Here is a 16,369-nt window from a genome sequence, read left to right as displayed (position 1 = left end):
GGAGACTGCCATGAGGATCATCTGGTTTCGTGTGCGGACGGCTCTTGCCGGCCGCCGGAGTGATGCGGGGATGTCCACGTCGGAATATGCGATGGGCACGATCGCGGCCTGTGCGTTCGCTGCCGTTCTCTACAAGGTGGTGACGAGTGACGTCGTCGCCACGGCCCTTCAGTCCACCATCGGGAAGGCGCTCGATGTGCCGTTCTGAGGAGAAGTCCGGTGGCCGCGGCCGGGGAATGCCGGACCGGGGATATGTGACGGCGGAGGCGGCCCTGGTGATTCCGGCGCTGGTGCTCTTTGCGGCGTCGCTGGTGTGGGCCCTGATGGCGGCGGCCGGACAGATCCGGTGCGTGGACGCGGCCCGGGTGGGCGCCCGGGCGGCGTCCAGGTCGGAGCCCCCGGAGGTGGCGGTGGCGGCGGCCCGCGAGGCCGCGCCGGCGGGGGCCCGGGTGGAGCTGGAGCGGGTGGGCGACCTCTGGCGGGTGCGGGTCGTGGCGCCGGCCCCGGGGCCGGCCGGCATACCGCTGCGGCTGGGCGCGCAGGCGGTGGCCCTCGCCGAGGACAGCGTGGGGCCGCCACCGTGAGCGGGAACCGCGACCGGGGCTCGGCCACGGTCTGGGCGGCGCTGGTGGCGACGGCGCTGGGCGCGGTGTTCGCGGGCGTGCTGCTGCTCGGCCAGGCCGTCCTGGCCCGCCACCGGGCGGCGGCGGCAGCCGACCTGGCGGCGCTCGCCGCGGCGGCCACCTGGGCGCACGGGCCGGACACCGCCTGCACCACGGCGCTCCGGGTGGCCCGGGCGCAGGGTGCGGAGCTCGCCTGGTGCCACCTCGGGGGCGAGGTCGCCGACGTGGCCGCCCGGGTCGCGGCGGGCCCGTTCAGGCCCGAGATCCGAGCCCGCGCGGGGCCGCCCCGGGAGCCGACGGGCTGACGCCGTGCCGCGCCGGGGACCTGCCGGGGAGAGCCCGGCGAGGTGTGGGGTGGGAGCGCACTGGCGCAGCGGGGGGCCGAGGTGCGCCCCCGGGTGTGTCCCGCGGGTCAGGGGTCGGGGGAGGGGTTCCGCGGGGACTCGGAGAGGAGGCGGGTGAGCAGTCGGACGGCACCGCGTTTGTGCAGGGGGTCGTTGCCGTTGCCGCACTTGGGGGACTGGATGCAAGACGGGCAGCCGGACTCGCACTCGCAGGCGGCGATCGCGTCGCGGGTCGCCGTCAGCCAGGCGCGGGCCGTGTGGAAGGCCCGCTCGGCGAAGCCGGCGCCGCCGGGGTGGCCGTCGTAGACGAAGACCGTGGGGAGGAGGGTGTCGGGATGCAGTGGCACGGACACGCCGCCGATGTCCCAGCGGTCGCAGGTGGCGAACAGCGGCAGCATGCCGATGGCGGCGTGTTCCGCGGCGTGCAGGGCGCCGCCGAGGATTTCGGGGTTGATCCGCGCTTCGTCGAGCTGGTCCTCGGTCACCGTCCACCAGACGGCCCTGGTGCGCAGGGTGCGGGGCGGCAGGTCCAGCTTGGCCTCGCCGAGGACCTCGCCGGTGATCAGTTTGCGGCGCAGGTAGGAGACGACCTGGTTGGTCACCTCCACGGAGCCGAAGCAGAGCCGGGCCGAGCCCCAGGGGATCTCGGTCTCGGTCTCCAGGACGGAGAGGGAGGTGGTGTCCCGGGCCGTGGTGGAGAAGGGCGGGTCCGCCGCCTCCACGAGGGCCGCGGAGCCCTCCAGGTCCAGGTGCCGCACCAGGTAGGTGCGGCCCTGGTGGAGGTGGACGGCCCCCTCGTGGACGGCGGTGTGGGCCGCCGATTCGTCGACGGTGCCCAGCAGCCGTCCGGTGGAGGCCTCGACGATCTGCACCGGGCGACCGCCGCCGCCCCGAATGTCGGTCAGGTCCGAGGCCCGCTCCCGGCGGGTCCAGTGCCAGCCGGTCGCCCGGCGGCGCAGCAGCCTGGCCGCCTCCAGCTGGGGCAGGAGCTCCCCGGTGGCCGGGCCGAAGAGCCCCAGGTCCGCTTCGGTCAGCGGGAGCTCCTCGGCCGCCGCGCACAGGTGGGGGGCGAGGACGTAGGGGTTGTCGGGGTCCAGGACGGTGGCTTCCACCGGTTGGCGGAACAGTGCTTCCGGATGGTGCACCAGGTAGGTGTCGAGCGGATCGTCCCGGGCGATCAGCACCGCCAGGGCGCCCTGGCCCGAGCGCCCGGCGCGGCCCGCCTGCTGCCACAGGGAGGCCCGCGTTCCCGGGTAGCCGGTGATCAGTACGGCGTCCAGGCCGGAGACGTCCACGCCCAGCTCCAGGGCGGTCGTGGCGGCCAGTCCCACCAGCTCGCCGGAGTGCAGCGCCCGCTCCAGGGCCCGGCGCTCCTCGGGCAGGTAGCCGCCCCGGTAGGCCGCGACCCGCCGGGGCAGGGACCGGTCCACCTCCGCGAGGCGTTCCCGCGCGATCACGGAGATCAGCTCGGCGCCGCGCCGGGAGCGCACGAAGGCGACCGTCCGGACGCCCTGGATCACCAGATCGGTCAGCAGGTCGGCGGTCTCCGCGGTGGCCGTACGGCGGACGGGGGCGCCCTTCTCGCCCCGCAGGTCGGTGAGCAGCGGCGGCTCCCACAGGGCGAAGACCACCTCGCCGCGCGGTGAGGCGTCGTCGGTGATCTCCGTCACGGGTACGCCGGTCAGCCGGGAGGCGGCGGACGCCGGGTCGCTCGCGGTGGCGGAGGCCAGCAGGAACACCGGATCGGAGCCGTAGCGGGCGCACAGCCGCCGCAGCCGGCGCAGGACCTGCGCCACGTGGGAGCCGAACACCCCGCGGTAGGTGTGGCACTCGTCGATCACCACGTAGCGCAGGGCGCGCAGGAACGCGGACCAGCGCGGGTGGGCCGGGAGGATCCCGCGGTGCAGCATGTCGGGGTTGGTCAGGACGTAGTTGGCGTACTGGCGCACCCATTCGCGCTCCTCGACGGGCGTGTCCCCGTCGTAGACCGCGGGGCGGACGGCGTTGCCCAGCGGGGCGGCCAGGTCCCTTACGGCACGCCGCTGGTCGGCCGCCAGGGCCTTGGTGGGGGCCAGGTACAGGGCGGTCGTGCCCCGGCCGTTCGGTGCCTGCGCGCCGTCCGCGAGGGCCGAGAGGACGGGGGCGAGGTAGGCCAGGGACTTCCCCGACGCGGTGCCGGTGGCCACGACGACGGACTCGCCGTCCAGGGCGTGCTCGGCGGCCGCGGCCTGGTGTTCCCACGGATGGCCGATCCCGGCGGACTGGATGGCCGCTACGACATCCGTTCGGATGCGGTCGGGCCAGACTGCATGACGGCCCTCCCGAGGGGGCAAGTGCTCCGTATGGGTGATGCGCGCAGAGCGGGAAGGCCCCCGTGACAGGCGGTCCAGGACCGTGCCGGGGGTGGGTCGGGAGTCCGCGTCTGCCGTGGGCCGTCCGGGACCGTGAGTGTTGGCCATCGGAACCGAGTGTGTCACCGGCGTGCGGGACAATGGTCGGAAGGCGTCGTGCGCGCCTGCCGGTAAGTGATTGAATGCCATTGCGGCAGCCAATCCCTCACCTACCTTCGGGTGGGGAGGCCCCTGGGGGGCGCCGCTCGATAGCAAGGTGCTGGAGGATCCGTGGACCTGTCCCTGTCGACTCGCACTGTCGGCGACCGTACGGTCGTGGAGGTCGGTGGCGAGATTGATGTGTATACCGCGCCCAAGCTGCGCGAGCAGTTGGTCGAGTTGGTGAACGACGGCAGCTACCACCTGGTCGTCGACATGGAGCGAGTGGACTTCCTCGACTCCACCGGACTGGGTGTGCTCGTGGGAGGTCTCAAGCGCGTCCGTGCGCACGAGGGTTCGCTCCGCCTGGTGTGCAACCAGGAGCGCATCCTGAAGATTTTCCGCATCACCGGTCTGACCAAGGTGTTCCCGATCCACACCACGGTGGACGACGCCGTCAACGCCACCGACTGACGGCTCCAGGCGGCCCCCGGCAGTCTCCGGGCAGCTTGGGGGCCGGCAAGGAGAGCAGGGGCACCGGGCCATGGACGGTCCGGGCCTCTGGCAAGGCACGCCCGTAGTCCGAGGGGGATGCGCATGGCCACCGTTGAACTGCGCTTCAGCGCCCAGCCCGAACACGTCCGGACGGCCCGCCTGGTCGCGGCCGCCGTGGCGCGCAGGGCCGGCGTGGAGGAAGCCGTCCTCGACGAGGTCCGCCTCGCCGTGGGCGAGGCCTGTTCGCGTGCCGTCGGACTCCACCGGAGCAACGGGCTGGTCGCACCCGTGCGGGTGGTGCTGACCGAAGAGGACAAGACGTTCTCCATCGAGGTCGGCGACGAGGTGCCCGGCCCCGGCGGGATCCCCGCCGACACCGTGTCCGGCATGGCCGCCGTCCAGGACTCCGACGGGGACACCGAGGACGAGATGGGGCTCGCGGTGATCAGCGGGCTCGTCGACGACGTCGAGGTGACCAGTGGGGAATCGGGCGGGACCATCCGGATGAGCTGGCCCGTCTCGGCGCCCTCCGATCTTTCGTGAGATCCACGGCGCGCGCATTCCCTCCTATCTTCTGATCTTTATCAAGGCCCTGCTGAGCAGGGCCTTTTTCATTTCCCTGGATCAATGATCATCTGTCAACGCCTTTGCCCCATTACCGCTTTCGAGGGTAATGGAGTGACGTGATCTATTGCTGAGGAGCAGGAGCACGCCAATTGTGTTTCCTGCACACTGTTTTGATCGGTGTGCGCTCCCTACAATCCGTCCACATCTTGAGCTCATCACGTCAAGGAGGACGAATGACGGGGCTCTTCACCCCTCTCGCGCCGGATAGCGCCGCTGATCTGGCATCCGCAGTACTCACCGATGACAATCGGCTCATCGTGATGGTCATTGCGGCCGTGGCACTCGCCGCACTCGTCGTCGCGCAGTTCCTGGTCCGCCAGGTCCTCGCCGCCGACGAGGGAACCGACAGCATGAAGAAGATCGCCGCCGCCGTCCAGGAAGGCGCCAACGCCTACCTCGGCAGGCAGCTGCGCACGCTGGCCATCTTCGCCGTCGTGGTCTTCTTCCTGCTCTTCCTGCTCCCCGCCGACGACTGGAACCAGCGGGCGGGACGCTCCGCCTTCTTCCTCGTCGGCGCCATCTTCTCGGCGGCCACCGGCTACATCGGCATGCGCCTCGCGGTCCGCGCCAACGTGCGCGTCGCCGCTGCCGCCCGCCAGGCCACCCCCGCCGAGGGGGAGCCCGCCAAGGACCTGACCACGGTCTCCCACCAGGCGATGAAGATCGCCTTCCGTACGGGTGGCGTGGTCGGCATGTTCACCGTCGGGCTCGGCCTCCTCGGCGCCTCCTGCGTGGTCCTGGTCTACGCCGCGGACGCCCCCAAGGTCCTGGAGGGCTTCGGTCTCGGCGCCGCCCTGATCGCGATGTTCATGCGCGTCGGCGGCGGAATCTTCACCAAGGCCGCCGACGTCGGCGCCGACCTGGTCGGCAAGGTCGAGCAGGGCATTCCGGAGGATGACCCGCGCAATGCCGCGACCATCGCCGACAACGTGGGCGACAACGTCGGAGACTGCGCCGGAATGGCGGCCGACCTCTTCGAGTCCTACGCCGTCACCCTCGTGGCCGCGCTCATCCTCGGCAAGGCCGCCTTCGGCGACCTGGGTCTGGCCTTCCCCCTGATCGTCCCCGCCATCGGCGTCATCACCGCGATGATCGGCATCTTTGCGGTCTCCCCGCGCCGCAGCGACCGCAGCGGCATGACCGCCATCAACCGCGGCTTCTTCATCTCGGCCGTGATCTCCCTGGTGCTGGTCGCGATCGCCGTCTACGCCTACCTCCCGTCCAGCTACAAGGACCTCGTCGGCGTCGAGAACGCGGCGATCACCAACCACGCCGGCGACCCGCGCGTCCTGGCCGTCGTCGCCGTCGCCATCGGCATCGTGCTGGCGGCCCTGATCCAGCAGCTGACCGGCTACTTCACCGAGACCAACCGCCGTCCCGTCCGGGACATCGGCAAGTCCTCCCTGACGGGTGCCGCCACCGTCGTCCTCGCCGGCATCTCCGTCGGCCTGGAGTCCGCCGTCTACACGGCCCTGCTGATCGGTCTCGGCGTCTACGGGGCGTTCCTGCTCGGCGGTACGTCCATCCTGCTCGCGCTCTTCGCGGTGGCCCTGGCCGGTACCGGCCTGCTCACCACGGTCGGCGTCATCGTCGCGATGGACACCTTCGGGCCCGTCTCCGACAACGCCCAGGGCATCGCCGAGATGTCCGGCGACGTCGAGGGCGCCGGCGCGCAGGTCCTGACCGACCTGGACGCCGTCGGCAACACCACCAAGGCCATCACCAAGGGCATCGCCATCGCCACCGCCGTGCTCGCCGCGGCCGCGCTGTTCGGCTCGTACAACGACGCGATCGCCGCCGCGGTCAAGGAGGTCGGTGCCAAGGCCGGGGAACTGAACCTCAGCCTGGACATCGCACAGCCCAACAACCTCGTCGGGCTGATCCTGGGCGCGGCCGTGGTCTTCCTGTTCTCCGGCCTCGCCATCAACGCGGTCTCCCGCTCCGCGGGCTCGGTGGTCTACGAGGTGCGCCGCCAGTTCCGCGAGCACCCCGGGATCATGGACTACAGCGAGAAGCCCGAGTACGGGCGCGTCGTCGACATCTGCACCAAGGATGCGCTGCGCGAGCTCGCCACGCCCGGTCTGCTCGCCGTCCTGACGCCGATCGCGGTGGGCTTCTGCCTCGGCGTGGGCGCGCTCGGCTCCTTCCTCGCCGGTGCCATCGGCACGGGCACGCTGATGGCGGTCTTCCTCGCCAACTCCGGCGGCGCCTGGGACAACGCGAAGAAGCTGGTCGAGGACGGCCACCACGGCGGCAAGGGCAGCGAAGCCCACGAGGCGGTCGTCATCGGCGACACGGTCGGCGACCCGTTCAAGGACACCGCCGGACCGGCGATCAACCCGCTGCTCAAGGTCATGAACCTGGTGGCGCTGCTGATCGCACCCGCCGTCGTGCAGTTCAGCTACGGCCCGGACACCAGCCCGACCGTACGGGCGATCGTCGCGGTCCTCGCGATCGGCGTCATCATCGGCGCCGTGTACGTCTCCAAGCGCCGCGGGATCGCGGTGGGCGACGACAGCGACGGGACGGCCGAACGGGTGGCCCAGTCGGCCGACCCGGCGACGGTCTCCTGACCGAGGCACCACTCGAAGGACGGGCCCGGCCGGGCAGGGCCGGCCGTGCGCCCGAACGGCGGACAGGCGGCGCGGACTGACGCGCCGTCCGTCCGCCTTTGCGCGTCCCCGGATGGCAGGCGTGTATCTTCCGGGCCGAGAGCCTTCGAAGGGACCAATCCGGTGAACAAGAAGCTTGCAGCCGCGTTGTCGGGCAGTGCCGTGCTGATGCTCGTGCTGTCCGGCTGCGGCGGGGACGACGGCGACGAGAAGGCCAACGCCTGGGCCAAGAAGGTCTGCGACCAGTGGCAGCCCGAACTCAAGAAGATCGAGACCGCCAACGCCGACATCAAGCGCGTGGCCACGGAGAGCAGCAAGCCCGACGAGGTCAAGCAGACGGACTCGGCTGCCTTCGCCACCATGTCCGAGTCGTACAAGACGATGGGCGGCGCCCTGCAGCAGGCGGGTGTTCCGCCGGTCAAGGACGGCTCCACGACCCAGGAGGCCGCCGTCAAGGGCTTCGAGGCGACCTCGAAGGGGTACGCCGACCTGAAGGCGAAGATGGACGCCCTCGACCCGGCGGACAAGACGAAGTTCGCCGACGGCCTCAAGGAGGTCGCGGGCGGTCTGCAGGAGGCGAACAAGGGCGGCCAGGACGCGCTCGCCACGCTCAACGCGGGCGGTCTCAACAAGGCCATCAGCAACCAGAAGGGCTGTCAGGTCGCGGCTCCGTAGGCCGTCCGGCAGTCACCGGCGACGCAGGACCGTACGGGGCGCGCACCGTACGAAGACCCGGGCGGCCGGGCTCCCGGGAGGGGGCCGCGGCCGCCCTTTCGTACATCCGGGCCCGTGGTGAGCGGCGGGACGGGCCCCAGCGGACACAATGGACGGGTGAGTACCACCAGCCTCCCCACCCCCGACCACGCCGCCGAGCTCCGCAGCGCGATGCTGGCCGCCGGCTTCACCGCCGACGGGCTGCTCGACCTGCTCGGCGCTCCCGCCTACGCCGCGCTGGCCCGCAGTGAGACGGTCCCCGCCCTGCGCGCCACCCGGGGCGGCGGAGACGGCCCGCTCGCGACCCTGGTCCGGCTGTTCCTGCTTCAGCAGCCCGTGCCGTACGGGCACGCCGCTGCGGCGATGCCGGTCGGGGCGGCCCTGGCCGACGGCTGGCTGCGGCGCGAGGATGCCGCCGACGGCGAGGGCACCGTGCACGCCACCGTGGACGTGCGTCCCTACGGCGGTCCCGACGGCGAGGACTGGTTCATCGTCTCGGACCTCGGCTGCGCGGTCGGCGGGGCCGGCGGGATCGGCAGCCGGGAGGAGGGCGTCGTCCTCGGAGTCGGAGGGGCCTCCACCACCCTCGCGGGCATCACCGTGCGCACGCCGGTCGGCTCCGCGCTCGACGTCGGCACCGGATCCGGTATCCAGGCGCTGCACGCCACCCGGCACGCGACGAGGGTCACCGCCACCGACGTCAACCCCAGGGCCCTCGGATTCACCCGTTTGACGCTGGCCCTCTCCGGGGCGCCGGAGGCCGAGCTGCTCACCGGCTCGCTCTTCGAGCCGGTCGGCGACGCGACGTACGACCTGATCGTGTCGAACCCGCCGTTCGTGATCTCCCCGGGCGCCCGGCTGACCTACCGCGACGGCGGGATGGGCGGCGACGACCTCTGCCGGACCCTGGTCCAGGAGGCGGGAGCCCGGCTCAACCCCGGCGGGTACGCGCAGTTCCTCGGCAACTGGCAGCACGTGGAGGGAGAGGACTGGCACGACCGGCTCCGCTCCTGGGTGCCGCGCGGCTGTGACGCCTGGATCGTCCAGCGCGACGTGCAGGACGTCACCCAGTACGCGGAGCTGTGGCTGCGCGACGCCGGCGATCACCGCACCGACCCCGCCGAGTACGCGCGGCGGTACGAGGAATGGCTGGACGAGTTCGAGGCCCGCAAGACCAAGAGCATCGGCTTCGGGTGGATCACCCTGCGCCGGACGGACGCCGCCGAGCCCTCGATCGTGGTCGAGGAGTGGCCGCACACCGTGGAGCAGCCGCTCGGCGAGGCCGTCCTCGCCCACTTCGCCCGTCAGGACTACCTGCGCGAGCACGACGACGCGGCGCTGCTGGAGGCCCGCTTCGTGCTGGTGGAGGAAGTGGTCCAGGAGCAGGTCGGCGCGCCCGGCGCCGAGGACCCGGAACACGTCGTGCTCCGGCAGAACCGCGGAATGCGGCGCGCCACCAAGGTCGACACGGTCGGCGCGGGCTTCGCGGGAGTGTGTGACGGCTCACTCAGCGCCGGGCGGATCCTCGACGCGATCGCGCAGCTGATGCAGGAGGATCCGGTGGTGCTGCGGGACCGGACTCCGGGGGCCATCCGGCTGCTGGTCGAGCAGGGCTTCCTGGAGCCCGTGGCGGGCCCCGGGCGGGAGCCGGCACCGTGATGTAACCCGGGGTTCGCCCGGCGTATCCCCAAGGGCGGCAGACTGGGGCGCAGCGGGGTCCGGGGGGGTCCCGAGAGTGGCCCGGGGGTGCGGGGGAAGGGCGTGGAACGCGGTCCGGCGATCTTCGCGGGGCTGTGATTCCCGCTGTTCGGGGCTGCTCTGTAGGCCTGGACGGGAGCGCGCACCGGCCGCTGTGCGCCGGTGGTCGCGCGTGCGCGCCCCGTCACGGTCGAACTCCTGCTTCCGCTTGCTTGCGGGGTTTCCCGGCGGGCTTCGTGGGCCTTCGGGCACGCGGCACCGGCGCGGGGCCAGACGGCCCCCCGGCCACTCGGCCCGGTGATCGCGACGGGTCCGGCGCGGCATCCGGGCGGCAGAAACGGCACTTGTCGGGTTACCGTTCGAGTGGCCGTTGCGGGCTTGTGCCGTTTGACACGGGGGCGGGTTGTACCGTCACACTCCGCAGCGTCGCCGTACTGCGACCGAGTGCCGACCGGAGAGAAGAGCCAAGTTGTCCCCGACTAGCGAGACCGCAAAGGGCGGCCGCCGACTCGTCATCGTCGAGTCCCCTGCCAAGGCGAAGACGATCAAGGGCTACCTCGGCCCGGGATACGTCGTCGAGGCGAGCGTCGGGCACATCCGCGACCTCCCGAACGGCGCGGCCGAGGTTCCCGACAAGTACACCGGCGAGGTCCGCCGCCTCGGCGTGGACGTCGAGCACGACTTCCAGCCGATCTACGTCGTCAACGCCGACAAGAAGGCGCAGGTCCGCAAGCTCAAGGAGCTGCTGGCCGAGTCCGACGAACTCTTCCTCGCCACCGATGAGGACCGCGAGGGCGAAGCCATCGCGTGGCACCTGCAGGAAGTCCTCAAGCCCAAGGTCCCCGTCCACCGGATGGTCTTCCACGAGATCACCAAGGACGCGATCCGCGACGCCGTCGCCAACCCGCGCGAGCTCAACCAGCGCATGGTCGACGCCCAGGAAACCCGCCGCATCCTCGACCGCCTCTACGGCTACGAGGTCTCGCCGGTCCTGTGGAAGAAGGTCATGCCGCGTCTGTCTGCCGGCCGCGTGCAGTCGGTGGCCACCCGCCTCGTCGTCGAGCGCGAGCGCGAGCGCATCGCCTTCCGCTCCGCCGAGTACTGGGACCTGACCGGCACCTTCTCCACCGGCCGCGCCGGGGACCCGTCCGACCCGTCCTCGCTGGTCGCCCGCCTGAACACGGTGGACGGCAAGCGTGTCGCACAGGGCCGTGACTTCGGTGCCAACGGCCAGCTCAAGAGCCAGGTGCTGCACCTCGACGAGGGAGGCGCGAGGGCGCTGGCCGCAGCCCTCGCCGACACCACCTTCGCCGTCCGGTCGGTCGAGTCCAAGCCCTACCGCCGCTCCCCGTACGCCCCGTTCCGTACGACGACGCTCCAGCAGGAGGCCTCGCGCAAGCTCGGCTTCGGTGCGAAGGCGACGATGCAGGTGGCCCAGAAGCTGTACGAGAACGGCTTCATCACCTACATGCGTACGGACTCCACCACGCTGTCCGACACCGCGGTGGCGGCCGCCCGGGCGCAGGTCACCCAGCTCTACGGGGCCGACTACCTGCCGGAGAAGCCGCGCGTCTACGCGGGCAAGGTCAAGAACGCGCAGGAGGCGCACGAGGCGATCCGCCCCTCGGGTGATCGTTTCCGCACGCCCGCCGAGACGGGTCTGACCGGTGACCAGTTCCGCCTGTACGAGCTGATCTGGAAGCGCACCGTCGCCTCCCAGATGAAGGACGCGACCGGCAACAGCGTCACGGTGAAGATCGGCGGCCGCGCCGCGGACGGGCGCGACGCCGAGTTCACCGCGTCCGGCAAGACGATCACCTTCCACGGCTTCATGAAGGCCTACGTCGAGGGCGCGGACGACCCGAACGCCGAGCTCGACGACCGCGAGCGGCGCCTGCCGCAGGTCGCCGAAGGCGACGCGCTCGCCGCCGAGGAGATCACGGCGGACGGCCACTCGACCAAGCCGCCGGCCCGCTACACCGAGGCCTCGCTGGTCAAGGAGCTCGAAGAGCGCGAGATCGGCCGGCCGTCGACGTACGCGTCGATCATCGGCACGATCCTCGACCGCGGCTACGTCTTCAAGAAGGGCACCGCGCTCGTCCCCTCCTTCCTCTCGTTCGCCGTGGTGAACCTGCTGGAGAAGCACTTCGGGCGGCTCGTCGACTACGACTTCACCGCGAAGATGGAGGACGACCTCGACCGGATCGCCCGGGGCGAGGCCCAGGCCGTGCCGTGGTTGAAGCGCTTCTACTTCGGCTCCGAGGACGCCACCGAGGTCGTGCCGGCCGACGGTGACCACCTCGGCGGCCTGAAGGAGCTGGTCACGGACCTGGGCGCGATCGACGCACGGGAGATCTCCTCCTTCCCCGTCGGCGAGGGCATCGTGCTGCGCGTCGGCCGCTACGGGCCGTACGTGGAGCGGGGCGAGAAGGACTCCGAGGGTCACCAGCGCGCCGACATCCCCGACGACATGGCTCCGGACGAGCTGACGATCGCCTACGCGGAGGAGCTGTTCGCGAAGCCGAGCGGCGAGTTCCAGCTCGGCAAGGACCCGGTCAGCGGCAACGACATCGTCGCCAAGGACGGCCGCTACGGGCCGTACGTGACGGAGATCCTGCCCGAGGGCACGCCGAAGACCGGCAAGAACGCGGTCAAGGCGCGCACCGCCTCGCTCTTCAAGACCATGAGCCTGGACACGGTCACGCTCGACGACGCCCTGCGGCTGATGTCGCTGCCGCGCGTCGTCGGTACGGATGCCGAGGGCGTGGAGGTCACGGCCCAGAACGGCCGCTACGGCCCGTACCTCAAGAAGGGCACGGACTCGCGGTCGCTGGAGACCGAGGACCAGCTCTTCACGATCACGCTCGACGAAGCCCTGGCGATCTACGCACAGCCCAAGCAGCGGGGCCGCGCGGCGGCCAAGCCGCCGCTGAAGGAGCTGGGCACCGACCCGGTCAGCGAGAAGCCGGTCGTGGTCAAGGACGGCCGCTTCGGGCCCTACGTGACCGACGGCGAGACGAACGCGACGCTGCGGCGGGACGACGACGTCGAGACGATCACGCCGGAGCGGGGCTACGAGCTGCTCGCGGAGAAGCGGGCGAAGGGCCCGGCCAAGAAGACGGCGAAGAAGGCCGTCAAGAAGGCCCCGGCGAAGAAGACGGCCGCGACGAAGACCGCGGCCGCGAAGAAGACGGCGGCCAAGAAGACGACGACTGCCAAGAAGACGACCGCGAAGAAGACGGTCGCGAAGAAGACCGCGGCCAAGAAGACGGCCGCGACCCCGGCGGAGGAGTAGCCGAGCCGAGGGCCCCGCGCGGAGCGCGGGGCCCTCGTGCGTCCGCCGGCCGTATCCGGCGGAGCCCGGCGGAGCGGCCGGGACCGGGTCCGGGACCGGTTCCGGAAGGTGGGTCCGGGCTCACACCCGGGCTCGTCCACAGGCCTCCGCAGCTGCCATGCGCAGCGGATAGGCTGGGCGGATGACGCGAGCCGAGCAGCCGGCGGTCGTGACCGCCCCGGCGAACCCCACCTACGACGAAGCCCTAGCCGCGGATTCCCGCGAGCGTGCGGTGCGCGCACTGCTGCGCACCCCCCGGCTGCGCCGCCTGTGGAGCGCCCAGCTGGTGAGCGGCATCGGTGATGCCCTCGCCCTGCTGGTGCTGGTTCTGCTGGCCCTTCAGGCAGCCGCCTCCGAAGGCGCCTTCGGAGGCGGACACCGCGGTGCGGCCCTCGCCGTCGCCGCCGTCTTCGGCGTCCGGATCCTCGCCACCCTGCTCTTCGGCGCCGTCCTGCTCGGCCCGCTGGCCGGACTCCTCGGCTCCGGCGGCCGGCTGGACCGCCGCTGGACGATGATCGGAGCCGACGGGGTGCGCCTCGCGCTCTTCGTCGTCGCCCCGCTGTGGCTCGACTGGATCGCGGCCCACGCGCTCACCGCGCTGCTGGCCACCGTCTTCGTGTCCGGCGCCGCCGAACGGCTGTGGACGCTGGCCAAGGAGAGCGCGGCACCGGCCCTGCTGCCGGAGCCGCCGCCGGAGGGGGCCACCGTACGGCCGCTCCCGGACCACCTGGACGCCCTGCGGCGGTTGACCCTGCGCACGGCCTTCGCGGCGCTCCCCGTCGCGGCGGCTGCGCTGCTCGCCGCGACCCTCGTCGGCAAGGCCCTCGGCCTCGGCGTTGCCTGGTTCGCCGCGAACCAGGCCGCCTTCGGCTCGTACGTGGCCGCCGGCCTCTTCGCCGCGTCCGTGTCCCTGCTGCTCCCCCTGGTGCTGCCCACGGCCGCCACCCCGCGGCCCCGTTCGCCGCTGGAGGGCCTGCGCGCCCCCAAGGCGGGCGACCGGCCGGACAAGGGCCGTACGGGCGCCATCCCCCTGCTCGTCCTGAGCTGCGCCGCCGTCGCCGGAGCCGTGTCCTGCGCCGTCGCCGTGTCCGTCCTGCACGCCTTCGACCTGGGCGGCGGGCCGGCCGCCTTCGCGCTGTTCGTCCTCGCCCTGGTCGGCGGTACCGCCGCCGGCATCCGTGCAGCCCAGGCCGGCAAGGTGCTGCCCGGCCTGTCCCGGCGCCGGCTGCTGGCCCTCGCCACAGCGGCGGCCGGCCTCGCGCTGCTGCTGAGCGGCCTCGTCGCGGACATGGCGACCGTGCAGTTCCTCTCGCTGCTCGCCGGCACCGCCGCGGGCGTCGCGGCCAACACCGGCCACACCCTGCTGGACCAGGAGACCGAGGAGTTCCGCCGGGCGCGGGTCACCGAGCACCTCCAGGCGGTCGTGCGGGTGGCCGTGGCCGTCGGCGCCGTCGCCGCCCCGGTGCTGGCCGCGGTGATCGGCTCGCACCGGCTGACCGGAACCGGGACCGCCGTCCCGCACGGCGGGGCCGCCTTCACCCTGATGATCGTCGGCGTGCTGCTGCTGCCCGTCGCCGTGGTCGTGCTCACCAGGGCGGACGACCGCAGCGGCGTGCCGCTGCGACGCGACCTGCGCGACGCGCTGCGCGGCGGCGAGCCCGTACAGGCCCCGGCCGCCACCGGATTCTTCATCGCGCTGGAGGGCGGCGACGGAGCCGGCAAGTCCACCCAGGTCAAGGCGCTTGCCGAGTGGATACGGGGCAAGGGGCACGAAGTCGTCGTGACTCGGGAGCCGGGCGCCACGCCCGTCGGCAAGCGGCTCCGCTCGATCCTGCTCGACGTGTCCTCGGCCGGGCTGTCGAACCGCGCCGAGGCGCTGCTGTACGCGGCTGACCGCGCGGAGCACGTGGACACGGTGGTGCGGCCGGCGCTGGAGCGCGGCGCAGTCGTCATCTCCGACCGCTACATCGACTCCTCGGTGGCCTACCAGGGGGCGGGCCGCGACCTCTCCCCGACGGAGATCGCCCGGATCTCGCGCTGGGCGACCAGCGGGCTCGTACCGCACCTGACCGTGCTGCTCGACGTGTCGCCGGAGGCGGCGCGCGAGCGGTTCACGGAGGCCCCGGACCGGCTGGAGTCGGAGCCGGCGGAGTTCCACCAGCGGGTGCGGTCGGGCTTCCTCACCCTCGCGGCCGCCGACCCCGGCCGCTACCTGGTGGTCGATGCCGGGCAGGATCCGGACTCGGTGACCACCGTCGTACGGCACCGGTTGGACCGGATGCTCCCGCTTTCCGAGGCGGAGGTGGCCGCTCAGGCGGAGGCCCGGCGCCTCGCCGAGGAGGAGGCGCGCCGCAAGGCCGAGGAAGAGGCGGCGCGCAAGGCCGAGGAGGAGCGGCTGCGGGCCGAGGAGGAAGCGCGCAAGGCCCGTGAGGCCGAGGAGGCCCGGGTCAGGGCGGAGGCCGAAGCCGCCCGCAAGGCGGAGGAGGAGCGGCTGCGGGCCGAGGAGGAGGCCCGGGCACGGGCCGAGGCCGAGCGGCTGCGCGCGGAGGCCGAGGAGAAGGCGCGTGCGGCGGAGGCCGAGCGGCTGCGCAGGCAGGCGGAGGAGGAGGCCCGGCTGCGGGCGGAGGCCGAGGAGCGGCGGCTGGAGAAGCAGCGGCGCGCCGAGGAGGCCCTGCTGAAGGCCGAGGAGGCGCGCCGGCTGGTGGAGGCCGCGGCGGCCGAGGCCGCCGCGAAGGCCGCCGCCGCTGCCGCAGCCGCGGAGGCCCAGGCCGCTGCCGCCGCTGCTCCGGCGTCCGGTCCGGCCGCTTCGGGAGCCCGGATCGATATGACGAAGGCCCCGCACCACCCGGACGACGCGGTCACGGTCGAGACCCCCGTGGTCAAGCGGGTGCTCCGCCCGGACGATGTCACCCAGACCGTCCCGGTGCCGAAGGTCACCCCGGCCCCGGCCCCGGACCCGGTCTCCGCCGCGGACGAGACGGCAGTCCTGCCACCGGTGCGGGCGGCCGACGAGACGGCGGTGCTGCCGCCCGTACGCCCGGACGCACCGCAGGGCGAGCGCTCCGGTGCGGGCGGCCGCCGAGGCGACAGCGGCGGCCACCGGTCCGCCACGCGTCCGACGGCCCGGCGCACCGAGGAGGACCCGGCCGACCGGGTTCCGTCGGGCATCTTCCGGGATTCGAGCAACGACCGGACGCGGGAGCTCCCGGTCGTCGACGACGAGGGCCGGCCGCGTCGTCCCCGACCGGAGTGGGCGGAGGAGACCCCGCTCGACGACCTGCCGACGCTGGCGGACGAGCTGCTGGGTCGCCGCCGGGACGACGGGGACGACGACGAGGGCGAACGGGGAGCGCGCCGCCGCCGCTGACGTACGCCGGCGGTGGGGGCGGTGGCCGCCGCGGTGGCGCGGGCCGCACGGGATTGTCGGTGGCGA

General features: G+C 72.7%; 11 protein-coding genes. 10 read left to right on the top strand and 1 reads right to left on the bottom strand.

All coding sequences use genetic code 11. The features are described from left to right. Window positions 1-10 precede the first annotated feature (10 nt). The 3 genes from AW27_RS14980 to AW27_RS14970 are packed head-to-tail and all read left to right on the top strand — an operon-like array spanning window position 11 to window position 928. Window positions 11-208, top strand: coding sequence for a DUF4244 domain-containing protein (locus tag AW27_RS14980; RefSeq protein WP_037921035.1), 198 nt, complete (start codon window positions 11-13; stop codon window positions 206-208). Beyond that, window positions 195-584, top strand: a complete 390-nt coding sequence (locus AW27_RS14975) for a TadE family protein (protein WP_052030402.1) — start codon at window positions 195-197, stop codon at window positions 582-584. Before AW27_RS14980 ends, AW27_RS14975 begins: the two co-directional genes overlap by 14 nt. After that, on the top strand, window positions 581-928 hold the full coding sequence (locus AW27_RS14970) for an Rv3654c family TadE-like protein (protein WP_037921036.1): 348 nt from the start codon (window positions 581-583) through the stop codon (window positions 926-928). Before AW27_RS14975 ends, AW27_RS14970 begins: the two co-directional genes overlap by 4 nt. A gap of 107 nt (window positions 929-1,035) precedes the next feature. Here AW27_RS14970 and AW27_RS14965 read toward each other — a convergent pair whose 3' ends face one another. Then, a complete protein-coding gene (locus tag AW27_RS14965; protein ID WP_037921037.1) occupies window positions 1,036-3,507 on the bottom strand; it encodes a DEAD/DEAH box helicase in 2,472 nt (823 codons plus the stop codon). Window positions 3,508-3,588: 81 nt separating this feature from the next. On the opposite strand from AW27_RS14965, the gene bldG reads away from it, so the two are divergent. From bldG to tmk, 7 genes are all read left to right on the top strand, one after another. Then, a complete protein-coding gene (gene bldG / locus AW27_RS14960) occupies window positions 3,589-3,930 on the top strand; it encodes an anti-sigma factor antagonist BldG (protein ID WP_030028781.1) in 342 nt (113 codons plus the stop codon). A gap of 123 nt (window positions 3,931-4,053) precedes the next feature. Further along, the gene (locus AW27_RS14955) at window positions 4,054-4,494 is read left to right on the top strand and encodes an ATP-binding protein (RefSeq protein WP_037921040.1); all 441 of its coding nucleotides are present in this window, start codon (window positions 4,054-4,056) and stop codon (window positions 4,492-4,494) included. A gap of 257 nt (window positions 4,495-4,751) precedes the next feature. After that, the gene (locus AW27_RS14950) at window positions 4,752-7,151 is read left to right on the top strand and encodes a sodium-translocating pyrophosphatase (protein ID WP_037921043.1); all 2,400 of its coding nucleotides are present in this window, start codon (window positions 4,752-4,754) and stop codon (window positions 7,149-7,151) included. Window positions 7,152-7,313: 162 nt separating this feature from the next. Next, the gene (locus AW27_RS14945) at window positions 7,314-7,865 is read left to right on the top strand and encodes a hypothetical protein (RefSeq protein WP_037921045.1); all 552 of its coding nucleotides are present in this window, start codon (window positions 7,314-7,316) and stop codon (window positions 7,863-7,865) included. 156 nt (window positions 7,866-8,021) lie between these two features. Continuing rightward, window positions 8,022-9,563: a DUF7059 domain-containing protein gene (locus AW27_RS14940; RefSeq protein WP_037921049.1), complete on the top strand. Its 1,542-nt coding sequence runs from the start codon at window positions 8,022-8,024 to the stop codon at window positions 9,561-9,563. A 508-nt stretch (window positions 9,564-10,071) separates the two neighbouring features. Then, a complete protein-coding gene (topA, locus tag AW27_RS14935; RefSeq protein WP_037921053.1) occupies window positions 10,072-12,897 on the top strand; it encodes a type I DNA topoisomerase in 2,826 nt (941 codons plus the stop codon). 181 nt (window positions 12,898-13,078) lie between these two features. Next, a complete protein-coding gene (tmk, locus tag AW27_RS14930; RefSeq protein WP_052030404.1) occupies window positions 13,079-16,303 on the top strand; it encodes a dTMP kinase in 3,225 nt (1,074 codons plus the stop codon). The last annotated feature ends 66 nt before the right edge of the window (window positions 16,304-16,369 follow it).

The sequence above is a fragment of the Streptomyces sp. PCS3-D2 genome (assembly GCF_000612545.2).
In the GTDB taxonomy this organism is placed as follows: Bacteria; Actinomycetota; Actinomycetes; order Streptomycetales; family Streptomycetaceae; genus Streptomyces.
Note: the sequence above shows the minus strand (reverse complement) of the source record. Positions and strands in the feature narration are given on the sequence as shown.